We start from the raw sequence: 13,343 nt of genomic DNA, 5'->3' as shown, positions 1-13,343 counted from the left end.
CTGAAACACGATGCCGTAGTCGCGTTTTGACGGCGGCAGCGTTGAGATATCCCTGCCCCCCTGGCGGACGACGCCTCTGGTCTGCAGGTCGAGGCCGGCGACGGCGCGCAGCAGCGTGGTCTTGCCGCAACCCGAAGGGCCGAGAAAGCAGATGAATTCGCCTTCGTTGATGTCGAGCGAGATGTCCTTCAGCGCATGGAACTCGCCGAAGGCCTTCCAGAGATGTTCGATCCGCAGGTAAGCCGTGTTGCCGGCAGCGGTCATGGGATGCACCTCGGCCAGCGTTGCCGATAGATCAGCGACGGGTTCGTGTCTCATTTTGACCATCCGGGAAGAGTTACGAGAAGGGCGCCGCTCTGACGGCGCCCTGTCGAAATACTCTGCGTCTAGCTCTTGGGCTCAGACTTGGCGTCGTAGCGCTTCGTCCACTCGTCGAGAATGGCCTTGCGGTGGTTGGCCGCCCACTCGAAGTCATTGTCGATCATCTTGGACTCGATATCTGCGGGCAGGAATTCGACCGGCTTGGCGACATTCGGCATAGCCAGAACCGCATAACCTACATTGTACATCTCGTTGGCCTCCTTGCTGATCGACCAGTCGAGCAGCGTTTTGGCGGCTTCGAGATTTTTCGTTCCCGCAACGATCGCGGATGCCTCCATGTCCCAGCCGATGCCTTCGGACGGGATGACGATATCGAGGGGAGCGCCCTCCTTCTTCGATTTCGCGGCGCGGAACTCGAACGAGATGCCGATTACGGTTTCACCGGCGGCGGCCATTTTGCACGGCTTCGAACCAGAATGCGTGTAGGCATCAATATTCTGATGCAGGGCATCCATATAGGCCCAACCATCCTTCTCGCCGAACAACTGCAGCCAGCTCGATACATCGAGGAAGCCGGTGCCGGACGAGGCCGGGTTCGGCATCACGATGTGACCCTTGTATTCCGGCTTGGTAAGATCTTTCCAGCTGGTCGGCTCGGCGAGGCCAAGCTTTTTGCCCTCCACGGTGTTGAAGCAGATCGAAGCCGCCCAGGCGTCCATGCCAACCCAGGCCGGTGGCGTGTCCTTGTCGACAAACTTCGGCTTGAGCAATTCGACGCCTTTTGGCGCGTAGGGCTCAAGCATGCCTTCGGTCTTCAGCACCAGAAGCGATGTAGCGGCAAGGCCCCAGACAACGTCGGCCTGCGGATTGTCCTTTTCGGCCAACAGCTTGGCGGTAACGACACCCGTGGAGTCGCGGACAAAGTTCAGTTTGATGTCGGGATGGCTCTTTGTGAAAGTCTCGGCGTAGCGGGCGAGATCTTCGGCTTCAATGGCGGTATAGACTGTCAGTTCGGAGGTTTCGGCAAAGGCGGCGGATGACATCAATGCCGCGGCGAAGGCCATTGCGATAGTTGCGTTGCGCGATTTCATGCTCAGTTCCCCTTTGATTGTTGGCACATTCTGCGATGCACTGTGACGATCGCGCCGGTGGACATTGCGGCCCTGTAGCGCTTGTGGATGTCGTCGTTGGGTCAACTCTGGGGATTGGTGATCGATAAGTAAAATCTATTTATTTTATGACAGGCAAACTTCTACTGATAGCCGTCATGGAACTGTCGCATGCCTGTTGCGGCCGCTATTTCGCGCTTGCGAAAGCCCACGATTGGCAACGGAGACGGTTATGGTCAGCCGAACGAAACGCCCGTTGTCTGTGCCCGCAAACGCGGGTCGGACGAGCGGACAGTCACCACCAGATCGCCCCCCCTCGCCCGCAAGCCCGCGTCGATTTCGGGGCATTCGAGCTCGCGGTCGGTGCGCACGGCCTTCATGGTCAGGCCGCCAGCACGGCGGTCTCGAGGATGTCGAGCGCACGATCGAGATCAGCTTTCGAAATGACCAGCGGCGGCGACAGCGTCAGCACATTGCCCTGGCTGACCTTGAAGCTCAGCCCCTGCCCCAGGCAAGCATAGAAGACGCGTTCGGCGAGATCGCGCGCCGGCTCGCGCGTATCGCGATCCTCGACGAGCTCGACGCCGACCATCAGTCCCCTGCCCCTGACGTCGCCGACATGGGGCGAGCGCGCCATCAGGTGCTGCATACGCTCCAGCATGTGCCGGCCAAGTTCGGCCGCGCGTTCGACCAATCCTTCCTCCAGGATGATGTCGATCGTCGTCAGTGCGGCGCGGGTCGTCACCGGGTTCTTCTCGTGGGTGTAGTGGCCGATCGCGAAGCCACCGGTGACGTCGAGGTCGCGGCGCGCGATGACGGCGGCGATCGGCAGGATGCCGCCGCCGAGCGACTTGCCGAGGACGACGATGTCGGGCGTCACATCATCATGCTCGTGGGCGAAGAATTTTCCCGTCTTGCCCAGCCCGGTCGGGATCTCGTCGAAGATCAGCAGCGTGCCGTGCCGGTCGCAGGCTTCGCGAACCCGCTTCCAGAAACCGGGCGGCGGCGGGTTGGGCGTCGCCCGCATCGGTTCTGCGACGACCGCCGCCACGTCCTGTTCGCGGCCGAGCACATAGGCGATCATGTTGGCGCAAGCGAGCCCCGAGGTTTCGAGGGAATCGTGGCCATAGGGACAGCGATAGCCGTCCCAGGGTGCGACGTGCTCGGTGCCGGTCATCATCGGGCCTGATATGTGCGAGCGGAAGGTCGCCTCGCCGCCGACGCTTGCAGCGCCGAAGCCGGCCCCGTGGAACGCATCCCAGAACGACACCGTCTTGAAGCGGCCGGTCGCGGCGCGGGCGATCTTCAGCGCGACCTCGATGGCATCCGAACCACCGGTGGTGAACAGCACCTTGCCGAGATCGCCGGGCGCCAATGCCGCCAGCTTCTCCGCCAGCTCGAGGGCGGGCTCGCAGGTAAAGCGGCGCGGCGCAAAGCAGAGCTCATCGAGCTGCTTTTTGATCGCCGTGACCAGCCTTGGATGGCCGTAGCCGAGGTGATGCACGCTGTTGCCGTGGAAATCCATGAAGCGGCGGCCAGCGGTGTCCTCGATCCAGATGCCTTGCGCCTTCGCGATGGTCGAAAGGCAGGGGCTGGACAGACTCTGGTGCATGAAGGCAGCCGCGTCGCGATCGAGCAAGCCGCGGATCCGCGGATCGTCCTGCCCGGCATCCCATCGGCCGCGAGCCGCTGTGGTGTTGGAATCGCCTTCGGTGTGCACAAGCTCTTTGATCGCGGCCATCATGGTCTCCGAAACGCGAATGAGGGAGCGGCGAACGCTCCCTCCATTGTTTATCCGTCAATGCCGCCCGGTCAGGACCAGGGCAGCGAAAATGTCTTCACATTGGTGTAGCTCTTCATCGCCTCGATGACGCCTTCCTTGTAGCCATTGCCCGAATCCTTGATGCCGCCGAAGGGCGACATCTCGATGCGATAGCCCGGCACTTCCCAGATGTTGACGGTGCCGACCTGAAGGCCGGCGATGTATTTCTGAATGCGCGGAAAAGAGTTGGTGCAGACGCCCGACGACAGGCCGAAGGCGGTCGAGTTGGACAGTGCGATCAGCGCATCATCGTCGTCCGGCGCGCGAACGATCGGGATGATCGGGCCGAACGTCTCCTCCATCACCAATTCGGATGTGTGAGGAACGCGATCGACAACGATCGGCGGCAGCAACGCGCCCTGACGACCCGGATTGTAGAGGATTTCGGCGCCCTGCTCGGCGGCCATGTGGACGCGGGCTTCGAACAGCGCCGCCGCCTTCTCGTGCACGACGGTGCCAAGGTCGGTCGAGCGGTCCATCGGATCGCCGAAGCGGATTTTTTTCGCCCGCTCCAGCACCAGCGGCACGAAGCGGTCGGCGACGCTTTCCTGAACCAGGATGCGCTTGACCGCGGTGCAGCGCTGGCCGGAGTTCTTTGTCGCGCCGGCGACGGCCAGATCCGCGGCTCTGGCCAGATCCTCGTCGGAGAGATCGTTGAGGATGATCAGCGGGTCGTTGCCGCCGAGTTCCAGCACCTGGCGCTTGTAGCCGGCGGTGCGGGCGATCATCTTGCCGACCGGCACGCCGCCGGTGAAGGTGATCAGGTCGATATTGTCGTTGGTGATCATCTCGTTGCCGATGTCTGCGGGCCAGCCGGTCACCACCGACAGCATTTCGGGCGGCAGACCGGCTTCATAGAGAATGTCGGCCAGGAGAAGCGCCGTCATCGGCGTCAATTCGGTCGGCTTGACCACCACGCAATTGTTGGTGGCGATCGCCGGCGCCACCTTGTGCGAGACCATGTTGAGCGGGTGGTTGAACGGCGTGATCGCCGAGATCGCCTTCAACGGCTCGCGGGTGGTGAAGATCTTGCGCGCCTTGCCGTGCGGGGTGAGGTCGCAGGAGAAGATCTGGCCGTCATCCTGGATGCACATCTGCGCCGACAGCGTGAACACGTCATAGGCACGGCCGACCTCATAGAGCGAGTCCGTCTTGGAGATGCCGAGCTCGAGCGTGATGAGATCGGAGATTTCTTCGCGGCGCGACGCCAATGCCTCGGCGGTGCGGAACAGGATCTGCTGGCGCTCGTAGCGCGTCAGCTTCGATTTGTAGCTGGCGGCGATCTCGAATGCTTTTCGCGCGTGCTCGGCACGCCCGGCCGGCACGGTGCCGATGACGGTGTCGTTCCAGGGGTAGCGCACCTCGACGACGCCGTCGGCATCAACTTTCTTGCCGGCAATGCGCATCGGCTCGTGGCGGACTTTGATGGAAGGGTCGAGTTTGGTCATGTGAGTTTTCCCGGTGCTCGGAGAGCACATTGATCTTTGTCGGCGAGGCCATCGCGTCTTTGCAATGGCTTCCCCCACTCCGTCGCCGCTTCGCGGCGCCACCTCTCCCCCCTCCGGAGGGAGAGGAAGGGAGCCAAGGCCGGCGAGCTCAGCGCCCTTCCTCTCCCCCGTCGATCGGGGGAGAGGTGGCCCGAAGGGCCGGAGTGGGGGTCGACCAGCGCCACCATGGACGGCGACACGCCCTCCCGGCGATCCAACTCACTCAGCCCGCCAGTGCCGCCGCCATTGTGGCGTAGTAAATGGCGTCGAAGTTTCTCAACACAGGTTCATCAGGCAATTCCGGCAGCACACGATTGACGATGAACGGCACCTCCTGCTCGGTCAGCCCACCATGCGACCGTAGCGGTTCGTTCAGAGCCGCCAGGTCATGGCGATGTTCTGAGGTGCCGATCGTCTTGTTCTCGGTCGAGATCAGCACGATGTCGCCGATGCGGTCGGCCGGCAGCTCAAAGCGCTCGCACGCCGTCGGGCTGTCGACGACCAGCATGATGCCGTCGATCTTCGCCAGCCGGGCCATGATGCCGGCCTGATCTGCGCCATCAGGCAGATAGGCGGTGGCAAACGAGCCGAGCGCGCCGTGATGCACGACATAGGGGTCGGTGATCGGCAGGATGACGCGGGCGGCGTCCTTGCCCAGCCACTCGTCGAGAAGGTCCTGGACATAGACGACGTCGGGCGAACCGTCCGCCTTGTGCTTGGGCTTCATGCCATGGTCGGCGGTGACGACGATCGCCGCGCCCAGCGCATCAAGCTCGGTCAGGTATTTGTCGAACATCTCGTAGAAGGCGTTGGCCTGCGGCGCGCCCGGCGCGTATTTGTGCTGCACATAGTCTGTGGTCGTCAGGTACATGATGTCGGGACGGAACTCCTTCAGCAGCTGGACGCCGGCGGCAAAGACGAATTCCGACAGTTCGGCCGAATAGACCTCCGGCACGGGCAGCCCAAAATGTTTCGAGGCATTGTCGATGCCGTGCTCGGCCCTGGTGGTGGTGTCGGATTTTTCCGCCGAGAAGCACAGCGCGCGGCCTTCATCGAAGGCAAGGCCCTTGCCAAGCAAAGCACGCAGCTTGTCCTTGGCGGTGACCACGGCGACCTTGGCGCCGGCATCATAGAAGGCCTGGAAGATGGTCGGCGCGCGCAGGAAGCGCGGGTCGTTCATCATCACTTCCTTGCCGGTCTCGCGCTCATAGAGATAGTTGCCGCAGATGCCGTGCACCGACGGTGGCCGGCCGGTGGCGATCGACAGATTGTTGGGATTGGTGAAGCTCGGAATGACCGAGTGCGCAAAACGCACCGTGCCCTTCTGCTTGATCCTGACCAGAGCCGGCATCAGCCCGGCCTCGATCGCCTCGTCGAGATAGGCAGGCTCGCAGCCGTCAAGGCAGATGGCGATGGCCGGCACACGCGGCCAGGCGTAGGTGCGACCGTTGACCGCGACGTTGATGGGAGACATCTGGTTCATCTGATATCCTCGAGATCGGCCGCTTCAGGCGGCGAGTTTGGCGCGTTCGGCGAGTGCCGCGGCGGGTGGGGCGGCGGTGTCGACGCCCATTTCATGAAGCGAGAAGGCCGCCGCCTCGACGACGCGGCGCATAACATGTTCGTCCATCTGGCCGATGCAGCCGACGCGGAAGCTATCGACGGCGGTCAGCTTGCCCGGATAGATGATGAAGCCCTTGTCCTTCATCAGATCGTAGAAGCGGTCGAAGGCGAAACTGGCATGGGCCGGGTTGAAGAAGGTGACGATGATCGGCGACAGCCAGCGATCCCCGAGCAGTGTCTCGAAACCGAGGTCGCGCATGCCGGCCACCATGACGTCGCGGTTCCTCGTATAGCGAGCGCCACGGCCGGCGACGCCGCCTTCGGCCTCGTGCTGGCGCAGTGCTTCGAGGAAGGCAGCGACGACGTGCGTCGGCGGCGTGTAGCGCCACTGGCCGGTTTTGTTGAGGTGCGCCCACTGGGCGTGGACATCGAGCGACAGCGAATGGCTCCTGCCTTTGGCAGCCTCCAGCTCGCTCTTGCGGGCGATGATGAAGCCGAAGCCCGGAACGCCCTCAATGCACTTGTTGGCGGACGAGACCATCGCCTCATAGCGGATATCGTTGACGTCGAGCGCTACGGCGCCGAACGCGCTCATGGAATCGACCAGCAGCTTGCGACCCTTGGCATGGACGGCTTGCGCAATCTCGGCGACCGGATTGAGGATGCCGGAGCTGGTCTCGCAATGGATGGCGATGACATGGGTGATATCAGGGTCGGCCGCGAGGGCCGCCGCCACCTCGTCGCCGCGCGGCGGCAGATAGTCGCCCTTGTCGATCAGCGTGTAGGCGCGGCCGAGATACTGCATGGTCTGCGCGGCGCGCAGGCCGTAGGCGCCGTTGGCCAGCACCAGAACCTTGCCATCTCTGGGCACAAACGAACCCAGCATCGCTTCGACGCAGAAGGAACCGCTGCCTTGCATCGGCACGCAGTCGAACTCATCGTTCCTGTCCCCGGTCAGCGCCAGCAGGCGGCGACGCATATCCGATGTCATGGCGCGGAAGTCGCCGTCCCACGATCCCCAGTCGCGCAACATCGCCTCCTTGACCGAATAGGCCGTGGTAAGCGGCCCTGGGGTCAGAAGATACGGCTCGCCCAGCGCCGGACTGGCCAGCGGCTCCGCGGCAAATTTCGTCTCGGCGAGCATGTTGTCCTCCGCTCGATCTGCGTTCGATGTGGCCTTATTCTTGGCCTGAATGATCTATTTGTAAAATCGTTATTTTGTATCGATGTATCGATTTTAACGATGGTAAGGATTGCCACTCGCCAGCGGAGAATGTCGCCCGTCAGGCCAGCGCCGGAGCCATCGCTTCCGCGGCCCCAGCGCCTTTCGCCAACCGGCTTTCGAGCAGATCACCGCTCTGCGTCAGCAGCGGATAGGCGACAGAAGCCATCAGCGAGTTGATCTCCTTCAGCGCCCGCACCGCCTCCAGGTGGATGTCGCTGGTGTCGATGCTCTGCGGCATTCCTGATTGCAGGCGCTTGAGGTGACGGTCATGGCTCATGCGTTCCAGTCTGCGCATCCGCTCCTTCTCGACGACGAGTTGCCGCGCCGACTCGAGATCGCTCGACACCAGCACATTGAGTGCAAGCTGCATGTTGGCCATGACACGGTTGTGAAGCCCGGCCAGTTCGCTCCAGCCGTCGCGTGAAAAGCGCAGGTTCTTGTCACGCAGCTCCTGGGCGAGCACGAGCAGGTTCTTGGCGACGATGTCGCCGGCGCGTTCGAGATTGATGGCGAAGTCGGTGAGCTCGATGCCGCGCTGCGCCTCGGCCGCGCTCATGCTGCCGCGATTGACTTCGGCAATGTAGAGCTTGATCTCGGTGTGGGCGCGGTTGACCTCCTCATCGAGTTTTTGGGCTTGGCGAATCTGGTCGGCGGTGCCGGCGTCGAAGAAATCCATCACCGGGCGCAGCATCACCTCGACGACTTCGCCCACGCGCAGCAACTCGCGGGTCGCACTGGCCAGAGCGAGACCGGGTGTGCGCATGACGGTGCGGTCGAGCGCGCTGGTGCGGCGTGACATCAGGTCCCCAGCCTCCCCTGCCTTTGCCGCTGGCCTGTCGGGGATCAGCAAGGTGGCGAGCTTTTCCATTGTGCCGGTGAACGGCAAGCAGCAGATGACCAGCACCATATTGAAGGCAAGGTGCAGGTTGACCAGTTGGCGGCCTTCGGTTACGCCGAACAGATGCGCCGGGAAGGTCACGGCCTGAAGCGCAAACAAGGCGGCGAGCGCCGTCGTGCCGCGAAAGATCAGATTGCCAAGCGGGACACGGCGCGCCTCGACGGCATCGCCGCGTGTCAGCCACACCGCAATCAGCGCACCACCGCAATTGGCGCCGAGGATGAAGAACAGGCCGACCTCGACCGGCAAGACGCCTTGCGCGGCAAGCGTCACGAACAGCAGGATCGCCGCGACGCTGGAGTGGATCAGCCATGTGAACAGGGCAGCAGCGGCGAAGGCGGTGAAATAGTCCGCGCGCAGGTAGGAGATCACCAGTGGCAGCAAGGTGCTCTGCCGCATGGGTGCGGTCGCCTCGCCGATCATATGCAGCGACAACAGAACGAAGGCGACGCCCATCAGGATGCGTCCGCGCGCCTCGAACTTCAGGGCCATGGCGCCGCCGACCAGGATCAGCGCCGGCACCAGCCAGCTCAGATCGAACGACAGCACCTGGACGACCAGAGCGGAACCGAGGTCGGCGCCCAGCAAGATCGCCAGCCCCGCCGACACCGAAACCATGCCGCTGGCGGCAAACCCGGCCGCCAGGATGGCGACTGCGGTCGAGCTTTGCAGCAGCACGGCAAGCACGGTGCCGACGCCCGCCGACCTGATCCGCGCACCCCGCGCCTGTCTCAGCGCATCGCGCAAAGCGGGGCCGCAGGCCTGCTCGACACCCTTGCGCACCATGTGCACGGCCCAGAGCAGCAGCATGACGGCACCCGCCAGATGCAGCAGGATGATGGAAAATTGCATGGCGACCTCCCGGCCAACGGCCGGCAGAGACGTCGACCCACACTCAGGCTGATGGCTGCCTAAACATAAGTCAAATCGTTCATTTCTATCTTTTCCCAAGCTGTCCTTATGATAGGATGTTGGCGATTTCAGAAATGTCGGAGGCACGAAAGATGCGCTACGTCCAATTGCGGGCCTTTCACCAGGTGGCCATCTGCGGTGGCTTTTCACGCGCTGCCGAAGCGCTCTTCCTGACCCAGCCGGCGATCTCGGACCAGGTGCGCAAGCTCGAGGAAGAGTATGATGTGCTGTTGTTCAACCGCAACAAGAAGCAGGTCACGCTGACCCATTCGGGCCAAAAGCTGCTCGAGATAACCCACCGCATGTTCGATACCGAGCAACAGGCGCTGGAGTTGCTGACGGAGTCGCGCGCGCTGCGTTCCGGCACGCTACGCATCGTCGCCGATGCCGCACATCATCTGCTTCACATTCTCGGCAGCTTCCGGGCCCGCTACCCCGGCGTGCAGGTTTCGGTGCGCGCCGGCAACACCGAGACGGTGATCAGCAGCCTCTACAGCTACGATGCCGACATCGGCGTGCTGGGCGAAGTGCCGACCGGGCGCGATTTCGAGGTGCTGAAACTCAACTCGACGCCGATCATCGCGTTTGCATCCGTCGACCACCCGCTGGCCGCGAAAAAGTCGCTCACCCTCAAGCAGCTCGCGCAGGAATCGCTGGTAATGCGCGAGCGCGGTTCGAAGACGCGTCAGAAACTCGAAGATCTCGCAGCCGCCTCGAAAATCGAACTCAGCCCGGCGATCGAAGCCGAGGGCCGCGAAGCGGTCCGCGAGATCGTCGCATCGGGCGCCGGCATCGGCTTTGTCTCGGCGGCCGAATTCGGCCAGGATTCGCGGCTGGTGCCGATCACCATCGATGCTCCCGAGACCCTGATGGACGAAGCGCTGATCTGTCTGCGTGAACGCAGCGGCGGCAAACTGGTGCGGGCGTTCCTGGATATGGCAAGGTCCATGTCGGCGGATTAGGCGGCAGCGCGAACCTCCACCACATCAGCCTTCACCCGCTCCGACTTCGGATCGTAGGGGCTGCGCAGATGTGCTGTCGCGGCATGGCGAACGCCGGCAAGGTCGATCTCGAAACGACCACCGGTGAGAAACGCAGCATCGACGCCCGCCTCGTTCTCGATCAGCCCGAGCGCCACCGAGCGGCCAAGCGTGTGGCCGTAGGCCGCCGAGCGGACTTCGCCGACCGGCTTGCCGTCGCGCAGGATCAGTTCGCCGCCCCACAGCATCGGCTCGGCATCATCGAGCGTGCACAGCACGACACGCCTTGCCGGTGCTGCCGATGGCTTCTTCTCAACCAGCGCGTCGCGGCCGATAAAGCCCCCCGGCTTGTCCATCGCGATGGCGAAGCCAAGCCCAGCCTGCCAGGGATTGATATCTGGCGTCAGTTCACGACCCCAGGCGCGAAAACCCTTTTCGATACGCAAGGCGTCGAGCGCGTAGTAACCGGCATCGATCAGGCCAAACTCGCTGCCAGCCTCATGCAGTGCCTCATAGACGCCGACGGCGAATTCGGTCGGCACGATCAGTTCCCAGCCCAGTTCGCCGACATAGGTCATGCGGTTGGCATAGGCGGTGGCATAGCCGATATCGATCTCGCGGATGGTGGCGAAGGGAAAGCCGGCGTTGGAAAGATCGGCCGAGGAGAGTTTGCCCAGCAGATCGCGCGAGCGCGGCCCCATCAAGGCAAGTACCGCGTAGGACGAGGTGACATCGGTCAAGATTGCATGCGCGTCGGACGGGATATTTTTGACGATCCAGTCGGCATCGTGGATGGCTTGCGCCGAACCGGTGACGATAAGGAATTTCTCCACGCCAAGCCGCATCACGGTGAGATCGCTTTCATAGCCGCCACGTGCATTGAGCACGCCCGTATAAACAGACGTACCGACCGGTACGTCGATATTTCCGGCGCAGATCCAGTTGAGCGCGGCGCAGGCATCGTGGCCTTGCACGAGGAGCTTGGCGAAAGAGGTCTGGTCGAAGACGGCGACGGCTTCGCGTGTCGCCTTCATCTCGCGCTTGACCGCCTCGTGCCAGTTCTGACGGCCGAAGGCATAGTCGTTCTCGGCCCTCTCTCCCGGTGCGGCAAACCAGTTGGCGCGCTCCCAGCCCATCTTGGAGCCGAAGCAGGCGCCCCTGGCGGCAAGCCGGTCGTAGAGTGGCGAGCGGCGGAACGGCCTTGCAGTGTCCAGTTCGCGATTCGGCCACGGCATGGCGTAGTGCAGGCCGAGCGTCTCCTTGACACGGTCGTGCAGCCAGCGCGGATTGTTGTTGAAGGAGGCGAAACGCCTGATATCGACCGGCCATAGATCCATGGTCGGCGCGGCGTTGACGATCCATTCCGCCAGCGCCCTGCCCGCGCCGCCGGCGCTGGCGATGCCCATCGAATTGAAGCCGGCGCCGACATAGAAATTCTTCAGCTCCGGCGCCTCGCCAAGGAGAAAATTGTTGTCCGGCGTGAAGCTCTCGGGACCGTTGTAGAATTTCTTGACCTCGGCCTCCGCCAATTGCGGTACGCGGACCAGCGCGTTTTCCATCAGGATCTCGAACTGATCCCAATCGTCCGGCAACAGCGCGAACTCGAAATTTTCGGGAATGCCATTCATGCCCCACGGCTTGGCGTGCGGCTCGAAGCCGCCCATGACCAGGCCGCCGACCTCTTCCTTGAAATAGATGAAACCGTCGGGGTCGCGCATCACGGGCAGGTCCGGGTGCACGCCCTCGATCCTGCCGGTAACGATGTACATGTGCTCGGCCGAATGCAGCGGCACCGAGACACCGCACATCAGCCCGACCTTGCGCGCCCACTGGCCGGCGCAATTGACGACGATCTCGGCGGCAATGTTGCCGCGATCCGTCTCGACACCGCAGGCGACACCATTCCTCTGGCTGATACCAGTGACCTTGACCCGCTCGATAATTTTCGCGCCGCGATTGCGCGCACCCTTGGCGAGCGATTGCGTGAGATCGGTCGGATTGGCCTTGCCGTCGCCCGGCAGCCAGACGGCGCCGACCAGATCGTCGGTGGCCATGACCGGCCAGAGATCCGCCGCCTCCTTCGGCGAAATCACATCGATGTCGACCCCCTGGGCGCGTGCCGATGCGGCCGTGCGCTTCAGCACCGTCATGCGGTCGGTGGTGCGCGCCACCGACAGCGAGCCGCAATTCTTCCAGCCGGTGGCAAGCCCGGTCTCGGCTTCCAGCTCGCCATAGAGCTGCGTGGAGTATTTGATCAGGCTGGTCATGTTGGAGTGACTGCGCAACTGGCCGACAAGCCCTGCGGCGTGCCAGGTGGTGCCACCGCTGAGTTGCCCCTGTTCGAGCAGCACAACATCGGTCCAGCCGAGCTTCGTCAGGTGATATGCGACCGAGCAGCCGATGATACCGCCGCCGACGATGACGACGCGCGCCTGGGTGGGAAATTGGTTTGCCATGGGAGATCCTGCCGTTTTGACACGAGCCGGATCATAGCAGTCGAATTCCAAATATCAACACAAAATGCCACAAAATATCACATCAAGATGCAACCATCAGCTCAGGCCCCTTGCGCGCAAGCGCTTCGGCGATGTCGGCCTGCGGCTTCGCATCGACGATCACGCCGGCGGCGTGCTGAAAATTCGGGATCCTGAGCGGCGTCAGCTTTGCGAACTTGCTGCTGTCGAGAACGAAGTAGGTTTTGGCGGCAAGCACAATCATGCGGCTGCGCTGTTCGGCGCCGGCGCGGGTGAAATCGGTGACCTCGCCGTCGGGCGACAGCGCGCCGCCACCGAGGAAGGCGATGTCGACGCGAAAGCGCGCCACGGCTTCGAGCATGTCGATGCCGGAGGCTGCTTCTTCGCCGGGATCGACTTCGCCACCCAGCATATGCACGCGCATGCCTGAGACGTGGCACAGCAGAAGCGCGATCGGGAGGCTCGCCGTGCAGATGGTGAGATCGCGCAGGTCGGTCATGGCTTGTGCGACGGCCAGCGTGGTGGTGCCGGAATCGAGGAACACCACCATGC

At 63.0% G+C, this 13,343-nt stretch carries 9 protein-coding genes and 1 pseudogene; 1 reads left to right on the top strand and 9 read right to left on the bottom strand.

The features are described from left to right. The 7 genes from EOD15_RS15540 to EOD15_RS15510 all read right to left on the bottom strand — a co-directional run. Positions 1–264 (bottom strand): ATP-binding cassette domain-containing protein (locus tag EOD15_RS15540; RefSeq protein WP_127408611.1); only part of this gene is annotated, 264 nt, incomplete at its 3' end. Positions 265–386: 122 nt separating this feature from the next. Beyond that, the gene (locus EOD15_RS15535) at positions 387–1,412 is read right to left on the bottom strand and encodes a putative 2-aminoethylphosphonate ABC transporter substrate-binding protein (RefSeq protein WP_127266991.1); all 1,026 of its coding nucleotides are present in this window, start codon (positions 1,410–1,412) and stop codon (positions 387–389) included. Between the two features lie 400 nt (positions 1,413–1,812). After that, a complete protein-coding gene (locus EOD15_RS15530; protein WP_127408610.1) occupies positions 1,813–3,171 on the bottom strand; it encodes an aspartate aminotransferase family protein in 1,359 nt (452 codons plus the stop codon). A 71-nt stretch (positions 3,172–3,242) separates the two neighbouring features. Beyond that, positions 3,243–4,700: a phosphonoacetaldehyde dehydrogenase gene (phnY, locus tag EOD15_RS15525; RefSeq protein WP_127322386.1), complete on the bottom strand. Its 1,458-nt coding sequence runs from the start codon at positions 4,698–4,700 to the stop codon at positions 3,243–3,245. A 262-nt stretch (positions 4,701–4,962) separates the two neighbouring features. Beyond that, entirely contained in the window at positions 4,963–6,222 is a 1,260-nt protein-coding gene (gene phnA / locus EOD15_RS15520; RefSeq protein ID WP_127322385.1) for a phosphonoacetate hydrolase, read from the bottom strand. Between the two features lie 24 nt (positions 6,223–6,246). Beyond that, complete coding sequence (locus EOD15_RS15515; protein ID WP_127408609.1) at positions 6,247–7,446, bottom strand: 2-aminoethylphosphonate--pyruvate transaminase; 1,200 nt, start codon at positions 7,444–7,446, stop codon at positions 6,247–6,249. A 139-nt stretch (positions 7,447–7,585) separates the two neighbouring features. Beyond that, complete coding sequence (locus EOD15_RS15510) at positions 7,586–9,277, bottom strand: Na/Pi cotransporter family protein (RefSeq protein WP_127322116.1); 1,692 nt, start codon at positions 9,275–9,277, stop codon at positions 7,586–7,588. Between the two features lie 152 nt (positions 9,278–9,429). Between EOD15_RS15510 and EOD15_RS15505 the strand changes: the two genes are divergently transcribed. Beyond that, positions 9,430–10,299 (top strand): LysR substrate-binding domain-containing protein, encoded by an 870-nt coding sequence (locus EOD15_RS15505; protein ID WP_127322115.1) that lies wholly within the window; start codon positions 9,430–9,432, stop codon positions 10,297–10,299. Here EOD15_RS15505 and EOD15_RS15500 read toward each other — a convergent pair. Both EOD15_RS15500 and EOD15_RS15495 read right to left on the bottom strand, forming a co-directional pair. After that, on the bottom strand, positions 10,296–12,773 hold the full coding sequence (locus EOD15_RS15500) for an FAD-dependent oxidoreductase (RefSeq protein WP_127408608.1): 2,478 nt from the start codon (positions 12,771–12,773) through the stop codon (positions 10,296–10,298). The genes EOD15_RS15505 and EOD15_RS15500 overlap by 4 nt on opposite strands. 82 nt (positions 12,774–12,855) lie before the next feature. Next, positions 12,856–13,343: pseudogene (locus EOD15_RS15495) on the bottom strand (DeoR/GlpR transcriptional regulator); the annotation flags it as partial.

Source organism: Mesorhizobium sp. M7A.T.Ca.US.000.02.2.1 (assembly GCF_003996995.1).
Taxonomy (GTDB): domain Bacteria; phylum Pseudomonadota; class Alphaproteobacteria; order Rhizobiales; family Rhizobiaceae; genus Mesorhizobium.
The sequence above is the reverse complement of the archived record's forward strand: the minus strand, read 5'-3'. Positions and strand labels throughout refer to the sequence as shown.